Annotated in this window: 17 protein-coding genes; 12 read left to right on the top strand and 5 right to left on the bottom strand. The window is 33.8% G+C overall.

The genetic code is table 11. The annotated features are described in order from the left end of the window. Nucleotides 1-58: 58 nt before the first annotated feature. Both AACZ49_RS11070 and AACZ49_RS11065 read left to right on the top strand, forming a co-directional pair. Nucleotides 59-1,012, top strand: a complete 954-nt coding sequence (locus AACZ49_RS11070; RefSeq protein WP_339654611.1) for a PhoH family protein — start codon at nt 59-61, stop codon at nt 1,010-1,012. Nucleotides 1,013-1,020: 8 nt separating this feature from the next. Then, entirely contained in the window at nt 1,021-1,977 is a 957-nt protein-coding gene (locus AACZ49_RS11065; protein ID WP_339654608.1) for a phosphoribosylaminoimidazolesuccinocarboxamide synthase, read from the top strand. Nucleotides 1,978-1,979: 2 nt separating this feature from the next. Here the strand turns inward: AACZ49_RS11065 and AACZ49_RS11060 are convergent, their stop codons facing one another. The 3 genes from AACZ49_RS11060 to AACZ49_RS11050 form a co-directional block, all read right to left on the bottom strand. After that, nucleotides 1,980-2,636 carry a 3'-5' exonuclease gene (locus AACZ49_RS11060; RefSeq protein WP_339654605.1) on the bottom strand — a complete coding sequence of 219 codons (657 nt, stop codon included), beginning with the start codon at nt 2,634-2,636 and terminating at the stop codon, nt 1,980-1,982. Beyond that, nucleotides 2,636-4,555, bottom strand: a complete 1,920-nt coding sequence (locus AACZ49_RS11055; protein WP_339654602.1) for a DUF294 nucleotidyltransferase-like domain-containing protein — start codon at nt 4,553-4,555, stop codon at nt 2,636-2,638. Before AACZ49_RS11055 ends, AACZ49_RS11060 begins: the two co-directional genes overlap by 1 nt. A gap of 88 nt (nt 4,556-4,643) precedes the next feature. After that, complete coding sequence (locus AACZ49_RS11050; RefSeq protein ID WP_339654749.1) at nt 4,644-6,068, bottom strand: L-serine ammonia-lyase; 1,425 nt, start codon at nt 6,066-6,068, stop codon at nt 4,644-4,646. A 185-nt stretch (nt 6,069-6,253) separates the two neighbouring features. Between AACZ49_RS11050 and dnaK the strand changes: the two genes are divergently transcribed. Continuing rightward, nucleotides 6,254-8,158 (top strand): molecular chaperone DnaK, encoded by a 1,905-nt coding sequence (dnaK, locus tag AACZ49_RS11045; RefSeq protein WP_339654599.1) that lies wholly within the window; start codon nt 6,254-6,256, stop codon nt 8,156-8,158. 102 nt (nt 8,159-8,260) lie between these two features. Then, nucleotides 8,261-9,187: a hypothetical protein gene (locus AACZ49_RS11040; RefSeq protein WP_339654596.1), complete on the top strand. Its 927-nt coding sequence runs from the start codon at nt 8,261-8,263 to the stop codon at nt 9,185-9,187. A gap of 9 nt (nt 9,188-9,196) precedes the next feature. Here AACZ49_RS11040 and AACZ49_RS11035 read toward each other — a convergent pair whose 3' ends face one another. Continuing rightward, nucleotides 9,197-9,754: a GNAT family protein gene (locus AACZ49_RS11035; protein WP_339654593.1), complete on the bottom strand. Its 558-nt coding sequence runs from the start codon at nt 9,752-9,754 to the stop codon at nt 9,197-9,199. Continuing rightward, a complete protein-coding gene (locus AACZ49_RS11030) occupies nt 9,751-10,392 on the bottom strand; it encodes an esterase (RefSeq protein ID WP_339654591.1) in 642 nt (213 codons plus the stop codon). Before AACZ49_RS11030 ends, AACZ49_RS11035 begins: the two co-directional genes overlap by 4 nt. A 64-nt stretch (nt 10,393-10,456) precedes the next feature. Between AACZ49_RS11030 and AACZ49_RS11025 the strand changes: the two genes are divergently transcribed. The 8 genes from AACZ49_RS11025 (at nt 10,457) to AACZ49_RS10990 (ending at nt 17,585) form a co-directional block, all read left to right on the top strand. After that, entirely contained in the window at nt 10,457-10,879 is a 423-nt protein-coding gene (locus tag AACZ49_RS11025; RefSeq protein ID WP_339654588.1) for a hotdog fold thioesterase, read from the top strand. Between the two features lies 1 nt (nt 10,880). Then, entirely contained in the window at nt 10,881-11,993 is a 1,113-nt protein-coding gene (locus tag AACZ49_RS11020; RefSeq protein ID WP_339654586.1) for a chorismate-binding protein, read from the top strand. A 49-nt stretch (nt 11,994-12,042) separates the two neighbouring features. Continuing rightward, nucleotides 12,043-13,794, top strand: coding sequence for a 2-succinyl-5-enolpyruvyl-6-hydroxy-3-cyclohexene-1-carboxylic-acid synthase (gene menD / locus AACZ49_RS11015; protein ID WP_339654583.1), 1,752 nt, complete (start codon nt 12,043-12,045; stop codon nt 13,792-13,794). A gap of 34 nt (nt 13,795-13,828) precedes the next feature. Next, entirely contained in the window at nt 13,829-14,173 is a 345-nt protein-coding gene (locus AACZ49_RS11010; protein ID WP_339654581.1) for a DUF2853 family protein, read from the top strand. 93 nt (nt 14,174-14,266) lie between these two features. Beyond that, nucleotides 14,267-15,103 carry a S1-like domain-containing RNA-binding protein gene (locus tag AACZ49_RS11005; RefSeq protein WP_339654579.1) on the top strand — a complete coding sequence of 279 codons (837 nt, stop codon included), beginning with the start codon at nt 14,267-14,269 and terminating at the stop codon, nt 15,101-15,103. Between the two features lie 170 nt (nt 15,104-15,273). Further along, nucleotides 15,274-15,882, top strand: coding sequence for an SPOR domain-containing protein (locus AACZ49_RS11000; RefSeq protein WP_339654577.1), 609 nt, complete (start codon nt 15,274-15,276; stop codon nt 15,880-15,882). Next, a complete protein-coding gene (menA, locus tag AACZ49_RS10995; protein WP_339654574.1) occupies nt 15,882-16,790 on the top strand; it encodes a 1,4-dihydroxy-2-naphthoate octaprenyltransferase in 909 nt (302 codons plus the stop codon). Before AACZ49_RS11000 ends, menA begins: the two co-directional genes overlap by 1 nt. A gap of 33 nt (nt 16,791-16,823) precedes the next feature. Continuing rightward, nucleotides 16,824-17,585, top strand: a complete 762-nt coding sequence (locus tag AACZ49_RS10990; RefSeq protein ID WP_339654571.1) for a response regulator — start codon at nt 16,824-16,826, stop codon at nt 17,583-17,585. The last annotated feature ends 157 nt before the right edge of the window (nt 17,586-17,742 follow it).

Genomic DNA, 17,742 nt, shown 5'->3' with positions numbered 1-17,742 from the left:
AAAATCAGCGATTAGAAACTAAACTTCGCTATCTATAAATCTTATTAAAACTGACTGTTTGAACGAAATTATTCTAGAACTTACCGAAATAAGCCCAAGAGAGTTTTTTGGGCAGCAAAATGAACACATAGATTTATTGAAAAAGTATTTTCCGAAGCTTAAGATTGTTGCTAGAGGCAATAAAATTAAGGTTTTTGGTGATGAAGAACTTCTAGAAGAATTTGAAAGACGTTTTGATATGTTAACCCAGCATTATGTTAAATACAATAAGTTGGATGAAAATAGTATCGAAAGAATTTTAACCATTTCTAATAATGATGAAATTAAATCATCTAAGATTAGTGGAGAGACTTTGGTTCATGGTGTAAGTGGGCGTTTAATTAAAGCTCAAACCGCCAATCAAAGAAGATTGGTAGATGCCTCAAAAAAGAACGATATGGTTTTTGCCATTGGACCAGCAGGAACTGGTAAAACATATACTGGTGTTGCCATTGCTGTAAAAGCTTTAAAAGAGAAACAAGTAAGAAAAATAATCTTAACTAGACCTGCTGTTGAGGCTGGTGAGAATCTAGGATTTTTACCTGGAGATTTAAAGGAAAAGCTTGATCCTTATATGCAGCCATTGTATGATGCGCTAAGAGATATGATACCCGCTGAGAAATTGGTACATTATATTGAAAATGGAACCATACAGATTGCCCCAATGGCATTTATGCGTGGTAGAACATTAGATAACGCATTTGTAATTTTAGATGAGGCACAGAATACCACCCATGCACAAATGAAAATGTTTCTTACCCGTATGGGTAGAAATGCCAAATTCTTAATTACAGGGGATCCTGGTCAAATAGATTTACCGAGAAGAACAATTTCGGGACTAAAAGAGGCTCTTTTGATTTTACAGAATGTAGAAGGTATAGAGGTAATTTATTTAGATGATAAGGATGTAATTCGTCATAAGCTCGTTAAGGAAGTTATTGCTGCCTATAAAACTATTGAACACCACAATTAAAATAAAACATGTCAAATAATACTATTTACGAAACTAATTTCAATTTTCCAGGTCAAAAGAATGTCTACAAGGGCAAGGTAAGATCTGTATATACCCTCGAAAACGATTTGTTGGTTATGGTCGCAACTGATAGGTTGTCTGCATTTGATGTGGTAATGCCAAAAGGAATTCCTTATAAGGGTCAGATTTTAAATCAGATTGCGACCCAAATGATGATGGCAACAAAAGACATTGTGCCTAATTGGCTAACAGCTACGCCGGATCCTAATGTAGCAGTGGGTGTGGCTTGTGAACCTTTTAAAATTGAAATGGTTATTCGTGGATACTTATCAGGTCACGCTGCTAGAGAATACAAAGCTGGTAAAAGAAAACTCTGTGGAGTTGATATGCCTGAGGGGATGAAGGAGAATGATAAATTTCCCACCCCAATTATTACCCCTGCAACAAAAGCTGAAATGGGTGATCATGATGAAGATATTTCGAAAGAAGATATTCTAAGTAAGGGCATAGTCTCAGCAGCCGATTATGCAATGCTTGAAAAGTATACGTATGCTCTTTTTGAAAGAGGTACTGAAATTGCTGCGGAAAGAGGATTGATCTTAGTGGATACCAAATATGAATTTGGAAAAACGAAAGAGGGTGAAATAGTTTTAATTGATGAAATTCATACTCCTGATTCTTCAAGATATTTTTATTCGGATGGATATCAGGAAAGACAGGACAAAAACGAATCTCAAAAGCAGCTTTCTAAAGAATTTGTACGGCAATGGTTGATTGCCAATAACTTTCAAGGTTTAGAAGGACAAACCGTTCCTGAAATGACCGATGAATATATTGAATCTGTATCTGAACGTTATATTGAGCTATATGAGCATATTACCGGAGAACCTTTCGTAAAGGCAGATACAACTCATATTCACGAACGAATTAATAGAAATGTTCTTACTTATTTAGAAAGTCTTTAGGTTTAGTTAATCAACATTTTAAGTGAAAATTTTTTCTTTTCCCTTAAGCGAGAAACTATTTTTAAAAAGGCGACTGCAGTAATATATGCATCGCCTAATGCAGTATGTCTATCTTTTTTCGAGATGGCATATTTTTCAGCTAGCTCGTCAAGGGTATAGTTCTTTTTTGGCTGAACTAAATATGATTTTATAAATGTTTTTCTGTATATGACACCGGTATCTATAACTGTATTTTTTAGCTTAGGTAATCCATTACGTTTTAAGGCACTATTTATCATGCCAATATCGAATACTGCATGATGTGCCACGATTATTGAGTTTTCAACATAGTCTAAGAACTTTTCTAAAGCTAAAATTTCACTAATACATACTCTTTGGCCATTTTTTAAGAGTCCGTGAACATGAACAGTGTCTTTATTGAATTTTTCTTGTTCAAGATAGATTTCAAAAACCTCTTGTACTGAAATTATTTCTCTTTTTATTTTTACAGCTCCAATTGATAATATGCGATCTTCATCAAAACTGAAACCTGTTGTTTCGGTGTCTAAAACAACAAATGTTAATTCGTTAAAATCTTTTGAAGTCGGTTTTTTGAAATGACTTTCGTAGTGCTTCCAAAATTCCGGAAAATTGGTAGTTGGCTTTTTGAATAGTCCCATTATCCCAAAATATTAGTAACCTTAAAACGTAACGTAATCAATTCTTGAATTTCTTTAATCGCTTTAAATGTGCGTTTTAGTTTCATCTTTTCTTGTTTGGTTAATCGCTCTAATTCAATAAACCGACCAGAATCGTGGTGCAGCAAACCTTGCCGTGTTCTAAATTTTAAAAGGGCTTTAGTTGCATAGGAGCAGGCTAAATATAGCTCGCTGTTATTGGGTTCTAATTCAGCCAATTTTTCATATCGCTCCCAAGTATTACTAATGCCTTTAACAGAATGTGATAAAATCAGAACCCTTGCTGCATCAATTAAAGGTCTTAATGCTCTGCTTTTAAGGTCGAAGAAGTCTTTGTGCTGACCATCTTGTTCTACTACAAACTGTCTAAAGAAGCCTGTTGGTGAAGGACTCTGTAATGCTCCATTGGCTAAATGGACTAAAAATATAGGATATTTTTCAACGGTTCTAAATATATGTTCCGACATATTATCTAACAATCTTCGCTCGCCAAATGCTAAGCTATAATCAAAAAATATGGATGACATCAGTACTTCGTTCGGACCAGGATTACCGATCCAATACGATAATTTATTTTTCCATTCTTGTAAACTTAGGCACCACTTTGGGTTCGAGGCCATCATATCTGCAGGGCAGTATTCGTATCCAATCGTATGTAAACCTTTGGTAATTTTTTCAGAGAGATTTAGGAAGTAAGTTGTTGTCTTCGGTAAATCTTCGTCAGGTACATCCTCAAAAACCAATGCGTTATCTTGATCGGTGTGTAACAATTGTTCACTTCTACCTTGACTACCTAATGCAAGCCAAGCGAATTTAACTGGCGGTGGATTCTTCATCTTTGCCAATGAAATCTCAACAACCTGTTTAATGCAGGTATCATTAAGTTCAGAGATTATTTTAGCAATTAAGCCTAGGGGAATATTTTGTTCTAAATAGCCGTTTAAAAGTACCATAACACTTTTTCTCAGCTGCTTTATTTTTTTTATTTTTTGTGTCCGCTTGATAGCTTTAACCAATACAGCTGGGTTGTCGCCTAAGGAGACCATTACATCGTGCTTAGACAAAATTCCGAGCGGTTTTGTGTTCGTTGTGCCGTCTTCTGTGATGACCAAGTGGCTTATGCTACTTTTCATCATTGCCATCTGCGCCTGTGTAATGGTTAGTTTTCTTGGGTAGGTAATTACAGGTGAAGACATAATTGATTTTATTGTGGCGGTTATAGGCTGTTTGCCGGATATAACTTTGTTGCGTAAATCTTTGTCGGTTATAATACCAATTGCCAGTCCTTTGCTGACAACCAATATAGAACCAATATGCTTCTGCGTCATTAATTCGGCTGCCTTCTGTATTGTTGTTCTTGGGGAACAAGTAATCAACTTTTTGGAATAACTTGCCAATTGTAGATCCGGAATTTTTATTTCTTTTTTTGAATCGTCTTCACCTTCAATGCTATATAGCTGGCCTTTTTGATTTTTTGAATACGGGTTTCTTGTGTTCGAAGCAAAACTTTCCATAAGAAAAACAGAAACTTCTTCGTTCTGTTTAGCCATAGGCCTAAAAACATCAATAGGTATTCCGTAAAGAATACTTTCTTCGTGAGCTCTAGCTTCTAATTTATAGTTTTCGTTGGCAATAAGTGGCCTAAGTCCGAATACATCACCTTCGTCGCAATAGTCAATAATAGTATTGGTAGTAGGGTTGTTAAGTGTAACGGCACCTTTATGAACTAAGTAAAAATGTGAATGCTGATTTTCATCAACCGTAAAAATGATGCTATTTTTTTCTTTATAGACGATAAGAACTTGCTCTGCAAGTAGATAAAGTGACTTGGCATCTAGAATATTAAAAGGTGGGAAATTTTTAATAAAATCAGCAACTCTCTCTGAAATTAGATTTTTCATAAATTAAAGTTAGTAGAATTAATTTTGTATAACAGAAAAAAAATCCATCTATTGAAATAAGAATTTGATATAAAATATAGCGCTAGTATTAGCAATCACTAAGGAATACCCCTACTGCTAAACCACCTTCTGATGTTTCTTTATATTTCGAGCTCATGTCCTTGGCAGTTTCCCACATGGTCTGTACCACTTTGTCCAATGGAACTTTTGCAGCAGAAGGGTCTGAGCCTAATGCAAGTTCTGCTGCGTTTATCGCTTTTATTGCACCCATTGAGTTTCGTTCAATGCAAGGTATTTGAACCAAGCCACCTATTGGGTCACACGTAAGACCTAAATGATGTTCCATAGCTATTTCGGCAGCCATTAATACTTGTTCAGGGGTGCCACCTAATAATTCAGTAAGTGCACCAGCAGCCATTGCAGAAGAAACTCCGATTTCTGCTTGGCAACCGCCCATTGCGGCAGATATTGTTGCCCCTTTTTTGAAAATGCTTCCAATTTCCCCGGCCACCAAAAGAAACTGTTTTATATGTTCGTAGTTACCTGCATGGTTTTCAATAACCAAATAATACATTAATACAGCCGGTATAACACCAGCACTCCCATTGGTAGGTGCTGTTACCACTCGGCCAAGAGAAGCGTTTACCTCATTTACACTAAGCGCGAAACAACTAACCCATTGTAATATCTGTCTGAATTTTACTTCGGTTTGGCGTAGTGTTTGTAACCATTCTTCTGGGTTAGTGTAAGGTAAGTCACTTTTAAGATTTTTATGCATCTCAAAAGCTCTTCGTTTAACATTTAAGCCGCCAGGCAAAATGCCTTCTGTATGACAACCAATATACATACACTCTAACATGGTATCCCAAATTCGATGTAGTTGGTGGTCAATTTCTTCATCGTTTCGTAACGAACGCTCGTTTTCTAGAACAAGTTCTGAAATAATTAAATTTTCATTTTTGCAAAATTCAAGTAGTTCCGTACCTTTTTGTACCGGAAATGGAAATTGGTTGAACATATCAACCTTCCGTTTGGCATTTTTTCTTTCTTCACTAATTACAAAGCCTCCGCCAATTGAATAATACGTTTTAGATATTATCTTTCCCGAGGCTAGTTTGGCCATGAATTTTAATCCATTAGCATGAAAGGGTAGAAACTTTTTATTAAATATTATATGTTGTTTTGGGTCGAATGGAATTTTTTGAATGCCATTAAGTACTAATATATTTTCCTTTTTAATACCTTCTATTAAAGGGTGGATATGTTCAATAGGTATTGTTTCGGGGTCTTTGCCAAGTAAACCTAGTATTACAGCATAGTCAGTAGCATGGCCCTTTCCTGTTAATGACAGTGAGCCGTAAAGGTGAACTTCTACTTCTCTAACTTTTTCAATATTACCTCTTGAATCAAGACGGGCCAACCATCGTTCGGCTGCGCGCCAAGGCCCAAGTGTATGCGAGCTAGAAGGGCCTACACCAATTTTTAACATGTCAAAAACGCTTATGCTTTCTATTTCCAATACGTATTAATTATAAGCTAAGGTACAATGTTTCCTAAACCTTTTTGATATACAAAAATGGCATAATTATTAGTTATTAAATTCTATTGATGACATCATGTCAGTTTTTCTTGCTTGGCATATTGTTTGTCCTTTAGAAAACGATTGTAAAATAAAGCACTTAATTTAAAACATATAAGATGAGTAAGATTATAGGAATAGATTTGGGTACTACCAACTCCTGTGTTTCCGTAATGGAAGGAAATGAAGCAGTGGTAATACCGAACGCAGAAGGAAAAAGAACAACACCGTCTGTTATCGCTTTTGTTGAAGGAGGTGAAATTAAAGTTGGTGATCCAGCTAAAAGACAGGCAGTAACCAACCCTAACAAAACCATTTATTCTATTAAAAGGTTTATGGGTAATAAATTTTCAGAATCGAGTAAAGAAGCTGGAAGAGTACCTTACAAAGTAGTAAAAGGTGATAATGATACACCAAGAGTTGATATAGACGGACGTTTATATTCACCACAAGAATTATCTGCTATGATTCTTCAAAAAATGAAGAAAACGGCAGAAGATTATTTAGGTCAGGAAGTTTCTCGTGCGGTAATTACTGTGCCTGCCTACTTTAATGATGCGCAAAGACAAGCTACGAAAGAAGCTGGTGAAATTGCAGGTTTAACGGTAGAGCGTATTATCAACGAACCAACAGCTGCATCTTTGGCTTATGGTATGGATAAAAAAGATGTAGACCAGAAAATAGTTGTTTTTGACTTTGGTGGTGGTACACATGATGTTTCTATATTAGAATTAGGAGATGGTGTATTTGAAGTATTGGCTACTGATGGTGATACTCACTTAGGAGGTGATGATGTAGATCAAAAAATTATTGACTGGTTAGCTGAGGAGTTCAAGTCTGAAGAAGATATGGACTTAAGAAAAGATTCTATGGCTTTACAACGTTTACGTGAAGCAGCTGAAAAAGCAAAGATAGAGTTGTCTTCTTCTGCACAGACAGAGATTAATTTACCTTATGTTACAGCAACAGCTTCAGGACCAAAGCACTTAGTTAGAACTTTGACAAGATCAAAATTCGAGCAATTGATCGCTGACTTAGTAAAAAGAACAATTGAGCCATGCGAAACTGCAATGAAAGCAGCGGGACTTTCTAAGAGCGATATCGATGAGATTATCTTAGTTGGTGGTTCTACTAGAATACCGGCTGTACAAGAAGCGGTTGAAAAATTCTTTGGTAAAAAACCTTCTAAAGGTGTAAATCCAGATGAGGTAGTTGCTATTGGTGCGGCTATTCAAGGTGGTGTTTTAACAGGAGATGTAAAAGATGTATTGTTATTGGATGTTACGCCACTTTCTTTAGGTATAGAAACTATGGGTAGTGTAATGACTAAATTAATCGAGTCTAACACAACAATACCAACTAAAAAGTCACAGGTATTCTCTACAGCGGCAGATAACCAACCATCGGTTGAAATTCACGTTTTGCAAGGAGAACGACCAATGGCTAACGATAATAAGACTATTGGTAGATTCCATTTGGATGGTATTCCACCAGCGAAGAGAGGTACACCTCAAATCGAAGTAACTTTTGATATCGATGCAAATGGTATTATTAAAGTATCGGCAACGGATAAGGCTACAAATAAAACTCAGGATATTCGAATTGAAGCTTCTTCAGGATTAACAGAAGAGGAAATCAAGAAGATGAAAGCAGAAGCGGAAGCTAATGCAGAGTCTGATAAAAAAGCCAAAGAAACTGCAGACAAGTTGAATGAAGCAGATGGAATGATTTTCCAAACCGAATCTCAATTATCTGAATTTGGAGATAAATTATCTGATGATAAGAAGCAACCAATTCAAGATGCTTTGACAGAGTTGAAGGCTGCTTATGAAACTAAAGATATAGCATTAATTACGCCTGCCTTAGACAAAATCAACGAAGCATGGAAGGTTGCATCTGAAGAAATGTACAAAGCACAGGCTGAAGCACAAGGTGGTGGTGCTCCTCAAGGAGAGCCAACAGCTAGCGATTCAGGTTCAGAAAGTGATAATGTTGAAGACGTAGATTTCGAAGAAGTTAAGTAATATAACATTAAGTTATTATAGAAAAGGGACGGTTAATACCGTCCCTTTTTACATTTACACTTTATTTTTTTGTACCAATTATTAATAAAGTAATTTTGTAGTATGATTAATAGATATTTCCAAACTCTAATTCTTGTATTATACACTTTTATGTGCACCGCACAAGGACAAGAAATTCAAATTTTTACCCTTGCAGATTTTGATTTGAAAGAGAATGTGAAATTTTGTTTAGTAAGTACCGATTATGGCAAAGAAGAATATAATTTCAATAAAAAAGGTTTTTTAACTAAAGCGGTAACTAGATACAATGACACCGATTACGATGTAGTATATTACAAATATTCTGCTGGTGAATTAACTGAGAAGCGCTCAGAATCTTACCGTAATAATGAGTTTGATCCCAGTACATCAATCGCACATTTTTATCAAATTGATTCTACCGATAACATAAAAATACAAGAACGAATTTTTTCGTACGACAAAGAATTTTTAGACGAATACGTTTATGAATATGATGAATCAGGAGATTTAACTAGTATTAGAAGAACGAACAATGATGGTACAGACATAACTCAAGTTGAACATAAAAAGTTTAAAGGAGAATATACGGTAACGTATTTGCTTAATGGTGTTCCATTAAAGACTTTACGTACGTCTACCCAGAAACCTAAAAATAGACCTGAACAAAAAATTGTACTAACTAAAGAGTTTATAAAAGGGGAGGCTGATTTTGCTTTTGAAGAAGTTTTTAGCCTAGATGGTCATTTAATGGCACAGCAAGAGTTTGAATACAATGGTACGGCCAAAAAGTTTGAACCCACAGTTAGAACAACATACACTTATGATGAAAATGGAATGTTAGTCACTGAAGTTGCTAAATCGGGAGTAGATACAATAAAAAAGGAGTATATCTACCAATACGATAAAGCCCATAAAGGTAACTGGATAAAGCAAATCGTAATTCCTGATAATACCTACACTACAAGAAAAATTACGTATTATGCTATTAATCCTAAGGTAGAAAAATAAATAGTTGTTTTACGATTTAGGCTCAATCCATTCTTCACGAAGTAGTCCATAACAACATGTATTTCTCTTAAACCCATCGAGCAGATATACATCTTTTCTTAAAATGCCTTCTAATGTGCATCCTAATTTTTCGACAGCTTTTCTTGATTTAATGTTTCGTTCATCTACACGAAATTCAACTTTTTCAAAATCCATTTTTATGAAGGCATGTTCTAACATTAAAGACTTCATTCTGTCATTTAATCCGCTACCATGAAATTCTCTGCCAATCCACGTAGAGCCTATATGCAGAACTTTGTTTTTGAAATTTATGTTCATAAATCTGGTACTACCGGCATATGCTTTTTTCTGTTTATCATAAATTATAAATGGAATACTGGTGCCATTTTTTAATTGATATATAGCTGTTTCTACATAATCTTTTAATGAGATACGAGTTGAAATATTTGAAGGGGAATATTGAACCAAGTTTTCTTGAGAAGCAATTGAAATTAGCTCTTCAAAATTATCAAGTGTTAGGGGCTGCAATAGCACTCTATCATTTTCTAAAATAAATGACTCATTCATTTTACTAAGTTATTAATGATTTCTTTTTTGACTTCATGTACGCCATTAAAATTTATTTTGCGAACGCTATCACCAAATAATTTTACTAATTTATTCTTTTCTTCAATGAGTCGGTCTGGAGTTAAATATTCATCACTATTCCCTATGATTGATATGATTTCGGTATTTGCTAAATATTGGAAATCGTACTTTGTAAGTTCAGTAGGTATTCCTCCAGCATACAAAACTAATTTGTTACACTGTAATTTTGAGTGTGTCAAGTACCGCAAAGCAATAGAAACTCCTTGAGAAAACCCGAACATGATCAGTTCGCAACTCTTAGGGATATTTTCATTGGCTAAAACAGCATCTAAATAATTGAAGAGATTAGTTTTTTCTTGTTCAGTATTTTCCTTTGTCAACCAGCTGGCACCTACATATTTGTATTCTCCGTTTAAATAGTATTTAGAGGGGGCTTGTGGTGCTATAATGTAATTCTCGTTTACAGGAAGTTCATTGAAATATTTTAGGAAAAACCGGCTTAAAAAACCAATTCCGTGAAAAACAATCCAAACCCTTTTAGTGTCTTTATTTAAAACATTTAATGTTTCATAAGTATTAGCCGATTTATAGGTGACATTTTTTATCTGAGTATTCATATAAGATGCAATTCTTTTGAGCTTTTCAGTTGGTAATGTAATGCTTAATTTTACAAAAAAAAGAATGAACGACCATAAAGAAAAAATTCTAAAAATTTGTAATGAGACTTCTAAGAATACCTTAATGGAAACCTTAGATATTGAATATATAGATGTAGGTGAAGATTTTTTGTTGGCTAAAATGCCCGTTACGCCAAAAGTTCATCAACCAGATGGTGTGCTTCATGGTGGTGCAACTGCAGCATTGGCTGAAAGTGTGGGCAGTGCAGCATCTTATATTTTTTTAGATGGCAACAAATACTTTGTTAGAGGTATAGAAATTTCAGCAAACCATGTGAAAAGTATAAAGGAGGGTTTTGTTTATGCAAGGGCGATACTTTTACATAAAGGAAGAACAACACAGCTATGGGAAATTAAGATTACCAACGAAGCTAATCAGCTGATTTCGCTTTGTAAATTAACTACAATCGCTTTACCAAGAAGCTAGTATGGTTCAAGAACTTTTTCATAGGGCTTCTGCAAGTTTAAATAAAGAATTGCCTTTTGTTTTATACAGAAAGCCAAATAAGGATATATTGAATGGGGTTTTTCAAGATAATAATCATCTATATTCGGTGGTTGATTTTTCAGAATCCGGATTTGTCTTTGCTCCGTTCGATTTAGATTCTCATCCTATACTATTAAAAACTGATGATATAGTAAAAGTCCCAATAGAACAAAAGAATATCTCGTCAACGTTTAAAGATGAAAATGCTTTTTCTAATGACTCAGAGAAAGCAGATTATATTAAGTTAATAGCAAAAGCCTTAGAAGTTATTAATGAAGGTAAATTAGATAAGGTGGTTATATCTAGAAAGATTGAAATTAAAGATGAAGTTTCACTGTTATACCTGTTTCAAAACCTTTTAAATAATTACCCTAAAGCGTTTTGTTATTTATGGCACCACCCAAAAGTAGGTACTTGGATAGGGGCTACACCAGAAATATTAATAAAAAGTAGAGGAACACAGTTTACTACTATGTCTTTAGCGGGAACGCAAAGCTCGAATAAATTTTCAAAACCTAATTGGACTAAGAAAGAATTAAATGAACAACAAGTAGTTACCAATTATATACTTGAAACCTTAAAAAATAAGACTGTTTCACTAAAAGCCTCTGAAGTAGCATCTATTGAGGCAGGTCAACTTTGGCATTTACGAACAGAAATTAATGGAGTTTTTGCACCTGGTAAATTTGGTGAAGTATTGAGAGCCTTACACCCGACACCGGCAGTATGTGGAACACCTTTGGCAAACGCAAAAAGATTCATTCTCGAAAATGAAAATTATGACCGGTCTTTTTATACTGGATTTTTAGGGGAGTTGAACTTTTCTACTGAGTTGGCTAGAAATAGGAATAGTCGAAATCAAGAGAATAGTGCCTATAGGAGTGTAGCAAAAAAATCTGAACTTTTCGTGAATTTAAGGTGTATGCAAATCAGTAAAAACGTAATAAGTATTTATGTTGGTGGTGGTATTACTAGTGATTCCATACCTGAAAGTGAATGGAATGAAACAGTATTAAAAAGCAATACCATGTTTCGTGTTCTGAAACATAAATAGCATTAATACATTTGGGTAATAAGCTGCTTAGGTTGTATTTTTGAAGTACATGAATTACTCTCTCATACCTACTGCACAAACTATCGTTCAGCATTGTCAGGCAAACGATATTAATAACATTGTAATTTCCCCTGGTTCTAGAAATGCGCCACTAACAATTTCCTTTGCAGAGAATCCTTTTTTTTCTTGTTTTAGTATCGTTGATGAGCGTTGTGCAGCTTTTTTTGCATTAGGTATGGCGCAACAACTACAAAAACCAGTAGTGGTTATCTGTACATCGGGTAGTGCACTTTTAAATTATTATCCTGCAGTAGCAGAGGCATATTTTAGTAATATTCCATTAATAGTTATTTCTGCTGATAGACCGATTTATAAAGTTGGAATAGGGGATGGGCAAACTATTAATCAGAAAAACATATTCGAAAATCATATAGGGTATTCGGCTAATCTCAAACAAGATGTGAGTCATGCTACTGATAAAATTCTGCATTACAAGCCAGAATTTATTAGGAGTGGAAATGTAAATGAAATTCAAAATAAAGTTCAGGAATATAATGATGCGGAATTAAATAGGGCCTTTAATATTGCTTTTACATCACAGATTCCGGTTCATGTAAATGTACCTTTTGAAGAACCCCTGTATAATACAACAACAGACACCAAAGTAATAGCTCAAATAGATTCAATTTATATTCAAAAAGCGAATCAATCTTCATTTCAACGAGAGAAGGATATTTGGAACAAATCAAAACGTAAAATTGTTTTAGTTGGTGTTAACAAGCCAAATAGTGTTGATGAACAAGTACTTCAGAGTTTAGCAAATGACCCTAGTGTTTTGGTTTTGACCGAAACAACTTCAAACTTAAATCATCCTAGTTTTTTCAATAGTATAGATTCAATTATCGCACCTATTGAATTGAACGTTGATAAAGATGTCTTGTTTGAAAAATTAAAACCAGAGGTGCTAGTGACTTTCGGTGGACTTATTGTTTCAAAAAAAATCAAAGCTTTTTTAAGAACCTTTTCTCCTAAACATCATTGGCATATTGGTGGTATGAAAGCAAATGATACCTTTTTTTGTTTAGAGAAACATATTAAGGTTCCGATAAATCATTTTTTTCAAGTATTGTACGCAGAGGCTAAAACTGTGAAAAGTGACTATTTCAGTAATTGGCATCAAGTAAAGAAGGAATATGTTCTAAAAAGGTCTAGCTACCTAAAGAAAATACCTTTTTCAGATTTTTCTGTCTTTAGTCAACTAATGCAATCGATGCCAAATAATTATCTTTTGCAACTTGCTAATAGTTCTACTATAAGATATACTCAATTGTTCGAAATTAACCCAACGCTGAGGGTATACTGCAATAGAGGGACTAGTGGAATAGATGGTAGTACTTCGACTGCTTTAGGGGCTTCTGTAGCAAGTAAAACTCCTACTTTGTTCATTACAGGGGATCTTAGTTTTTTCTATGATAGTAATGCCTTATGGAACAATTATATAAAAAATGATTTTAGAATTATTGTGATTAATAATAGAGGTGGAGGCATATTTAGAATTCTACCAGGAAAAGAAAATAGCGAAGTTTTTGAAACTTATTTTGAGACACGCCATAACTTAAATGCTGAATACCTGTGCAAAATGTTTGGTTTTGAATATAAAACTGCTGATTCAACAGAGGTTCTTGCAGAAGTATTGGTTGGCTTTTACAGAAAATCGAGTCGACCCAAATTACTTGAAATTAATACGCCTGCATTAATAAATGATAAAATTTTGATTGAATATTTTCGTTTCATACATTAGAGGTGTATTAACCATTAATTATAACACATTTAAAATGAGTAAAAGAGACGATTTAATTGAAAAGTATGCTGCGGATATCAAAGATAAATTTGGTGAAAGTGCAGATATGGACTTGCTTAAAAAAGTTACTGTTGGTTTAGGACCATCTATTTACAATATTGATGCATCAAAAGTTTCTGGTACTGATCAGAAAGAATTGGATACTGTAAAGAACAATTACTTGATCAAAAAATTAGGACTAGCAGATGATTCTAAATTAGATGATGCTATAAAAACTGTTATGGACAAGTATGGTTCATCTAATAGAAATAAGTATAGAGCTGTTATCTATTATAAGCTTTGTCAACATTTCAATAAAGCGTCTGTTTATAATAAATAAACATTGTCGAACTTAAAGTGAAGACCGTTGCCAATTTGGTAACGGTCTTTTTTTTTAACCTCATTTTCTAAATTTTAAATGTAATTTTGTATCATGATAGAATTAGGACGTATAAACAATCTAGAAATTTTAAGAGATACTAGTGTTGGGCTATTTTTGGGCGACGACGAAGGCAATGATGTATTATTACCTAATAAATATGTACCTGCCAATTATGAAATTGGAGAGAGTATAAAGGTGTTTTGTTATTTGGATTATGATGAACGTCCTATAGCAACTACATTAGAGCCAGACATAATGTTGGGAGAGTTTAGATTATTGCAGGTAGCCGAAGTAAATGAATTTGGCGCGTTTATGCAATGGGGTCTTGAAAAACATCTATTGGTTCCTTTTAGAGAACAACGCGATAAAATGAAAGAAGGCCAGTGGTATGTTGTACATTGTTATTTAGATGAGCGTTCTGGTAGATTGGTGGCTTCTAATAAGATAGATAAGTTTTTAAGTAATGATAATGTAGATCTTAAAGAATGGGAGCAAGTAGATTTGGTAGTCACTAGACAAACTGATTTGGGTTGGGAAGTGATTGTTAATGAAAGATATAAAGGGCTTGTTTATTTTAATGAAGTTTTTAAACCAATAAATATTGGTGATGTGATACCTGGTTGTATTAAAACCATTAGAAAAGATAATAAACTTGATATTTCTCTTCAACCGCTAGGAGCAAAGGTGCTGGAACCAGCTGCCAATAAAATTTATGAAGTTCTAAAGAAAAATGGCGGATTTTTAGGGTTGCATGATAAATCTGCACCAGAAGAAATTAGAGATGTTTTTCAAATGAGTAAGAAAACATTCAAGAAAGGATTAGGGACCTTGTACAAGGATAGAAAAATAAATATCGAACCAGCCGGAATCACGTTAATAGAAGAATAACAAGGTAATGTCAGAAATTTCTTAAAATATTGATTTGCAGAATTATATCTCAAATTAGGAGGTGTATTTTTGGCGTCCTAATCATTTAATTTTATTTTTGTGTCAAATGAAAAGTTATTAATATTTTTTAACTTACATTTAGATTTTAAGCATCATAATTATATATAAGTATGCCTTTTATAGAAGAGAGTGATTTATTGGAATTACACAAAGATGTAGATAAAGCTCAGATTATTAATGAGCGTCTTCTGGATCAGATAAAATATAAAAACAAGGAATTAAAAAAAAGTAAGCTTCAGCGGAACATATTTGCTGGGATAACAACCCTTTTTTTAATAGGTGGTTTAGCATTTACATCTTTTACGGCAGGTTTGTCAAGTTCAGGTGGTTTCAATAGAAAGGCATCAAATGACTTAGTATTGACTTCTATTGATAGTGTAGATGCAATAAGAACACGATTGGAAAGCTTAAAAGAACAGAACGAAGAATTAAGTCTTGTAAAAGAGTTTTATCTAGCTAAAGAGTTCTTACAGAAAGAGAAGATTTATTCGGTTCAGGTAAAATCGTTCGTTGATAATAATGTAACCTTGGCTTCTGAAGCACTTACAAATACACTATTCGTTAAAACAAACCCATTTTACTCATATTCTCTAGGTAATTTTGAGACCCTGCAAGAAGCTCAGTTTTTTAGAAAGCAATTGGTAGATATCGGTTTTGGAGATGCTTTCGTAGCATCATATCAAGATGGTAAAAGAATTCAAATAGAAGATCCTTATTAGTGACTAAAGTTAATGCATGGCTAAATGCAGCAAGGCTTAGAACTCTTCCTTTATCTATTTCCGGTATACTTGTAGGTACAGGAATTGCGTCCTTTTATGGTGCAACAAATTCTCTGGTTTTTATATTGGCGTTATGTACTACGGTAGGGCTTCAAATTACTTCTAATTTCGCCAATGATTATGGTGACGGTGTAAAAGGAACGGATAACGATGCAAGATTAGGTCCGAAAAGAGCTTTGCAAAGTGGACTTCTAACAGCAAAAGAGTTAAGGCGAGGAATCTATATTAGCATAGTACTTAATAGCGTTCTCATAGTTTTATTAATAATAACCTCTTTTGGTTTAAAACAAATTCTATATCCCTCACTATTTTTATTATTGGGAGCCTTTGCTATTTGGGCAGCTATTAAATATACCGTGGGTGAATCGGCTTATGGATATAATGGGCTGGGTGATATTTTCGTTTTTATTTTCTTCGGATTGGTTAGTGTTCTTGGTACAATGTTTTTGTATCTGAAGGCTATATATCTTATCGCTTTTCTACCTGCTGTATCAATTGGTTTGTTAAGTGTTGGAGTTCTTAATCTGAATAATATGAGAGATATTAAATCAGATAAATCGGTAGGTAAAAATACTTTGGTTGTTAAATTAGGACTTGAAAAAGCTAAGATGTATCATTATACCTTATTATCAATTTCCTTTTTGTGCTTGTTTTATTATTTGTCTACAACAAATGGATCACTAATTCGTTATCTAAGTCTTATTGGGTTCGTGCCAGTATTTATTCATTTGCGTAAAGTGGCATTGACGAACAATGAAGCAGAACTTGATCCTGAGCTCAAAAAATTGGCCTTAAGTACCTTTTTTACTGCGCTTGTGTTTTTTATTAGTTATTATTATTTTTTGTAATTTTGAATGTAACCTTCTAAACCATTTTAGATCTTGGAACAACCGATAAAAATTCTTATTGTAGAGGACAACGTGATTATCGCTGATGACATGCAGTCTATGTTAGAGGAAATAGGATATGAAATTGTTGATAATGTTATAGTGTATGAGCAGGCAGTTGAAGTGCTAAAAACACAACAAGTTGACTTAGTACTTATAGATATTATTTTAGCTTCAGATAAGACTGGAATAGATTTAGGGAAGCACATAAGAGATAATTTTGATATTCCTTTCATTTTTGTTACTTCTAACTCAGATCGTGCAACTGTTGAAAATGCGAAAACGGTAAAGCCAAATGGTTATTTGGTTAAACCGTTCGAACAACAAGATTTATACACATCAATAGAAATTGCACTTTCAAATTTCATTTACGGTAAACAAAATGTTGAAAAGGGTATTTCTAGCGAAGATGTAAATGATGATGTACCAATGTCTAATTCAATATTAAAGGATTCGATATTTGTCAAGAAACAACATTTATATTATAGAATACAATTTGGCGATATTCAATTTATAAAAGCAGATAATGTTTATTTAGAAGTGAACACCGTTGATAAGAAATTTTTGGTTCGTTCACCTTTAAAGGACTATTTGGAGAAATTACCACAGAATAAATTTTATAGAGCTCATAAATCTTACATTGTGAATGTAGATCATATTGATGCCATCAATTCAAAGGATATAATGATCAACAATACGTTAATACCGATTTCTAAAGATTTCAAGGAATTTATAATTTCAGCTATGAATTCATAATTCAAAACTATTTAAAAAAAAAACACCTTTCTAAGGTGTTTTTTTTTTTTTTTGATTTAAGTCTTGATGAAAGGTTAATATTCATGGATAAAGTTAGTGGTGTTTTCGATGTAATACACTGTTTAGGTTTTAGAACTGCTTTCACAACAATTATTGA

This window comes from uncultured Maribacter sp., assembly GCF_963975365.1.
Classification (GTDB): Bacteria; Bacteroidota; Bacteroidia; order Flavobacteriales; family Flavobacteriaceae; genus Maribacter.
The sequence above is the reverse complement of the archived record's forward strand: the minus strand, read 5'-3'. Positions and strand labels throughout refer to the sequence as shown.

Coding starts and splice junctions, on each gene's coding strand:
- AACZ49_RS11010 (WP_339654581.1), top strand. CDS start 13,829: ATGAGTAAAAGAGACGATTTAATTGAAAAGTATGCTGCGGATATCAAA.
- AACZ49_RS11065 (WP_339654608.1), top strand. CDS start 1,021: ATGTCAAATAATACTATTTACGAAACTAATTTCAATTTTCCAGGTCAA.
- AACZ49_RS11005 (WP_339654579.1), top strand. CDS start 14,267: ATGATAGAATTAGGACGTATAAACAATCTAGAAATTTTAAGAGATACT.
- AACZ49_RS11040 (WP_339654596.1), top strand. CDS start 8,261: ATGATTAATAGATATTTCCAAACTCTAATTCTTGTATTATACACTTTT.
- AACZ49_RS11025 (WP_339654588.1), top strand. CDS start 10,457: ATGAACGACCATAAAGAAAAAATTCTAAAAATTTGTAATGAGACTTCT.
- dnaK (WP_339654599.1), top strand. CDS start 6,254: ATGAGTAAGATTATAGGAATAGATTTGGGTACTACCAACTCCTGTGTT.
- menD (WP_339654583.1), top strand. CDS start 12,043: ATGAATTACTCTCTCATACCTACTGCACAAACTATCGTTCAGCATTGT.
- AACZ49_RS11000 (WP_339654577.1), top strand. CDS start 15,274: ATGCCTTTTATAGAAGAGAGTGATTTATTGGAATTACACAAAGATGTA.
- AACZ49_RS11060 (WP_339654605.1), bottom strand. CDS start 2,636: ATGGGACTATTCAAAAAGCCAACTACCAATTTTCCGGAATTTTGGAAG.
- AACZ49_RS11035 (WP_339654593.1), bottom strand. CDS start 9,754: ATGAATGAGTCATTTATTTTAGAAAATGATAGAGTGCTATTGCAGCCC.
- AACZ49_RS11020 (WP_339654586.1), top strand. CDS start 10,881: ATGGTTCAAGAACTTTTTCATAGGGCTTCTGCAAGTTTAAATAAAGAA.
- AACZ49_RS11055 (WP_339654602.1), bottom strand. CDS start 4,555: ATGAAAAATCTAATTTCAGAGAGAGTTGCTGATTTTATTAAAAATTTC.
- AACZ49_RS11030 (WP_339654591.1), bottom strand. CDS start 10,392: ATGAATACTCAGATAAAAAATGTCACCTATAAATCGGCTAATACTTAT.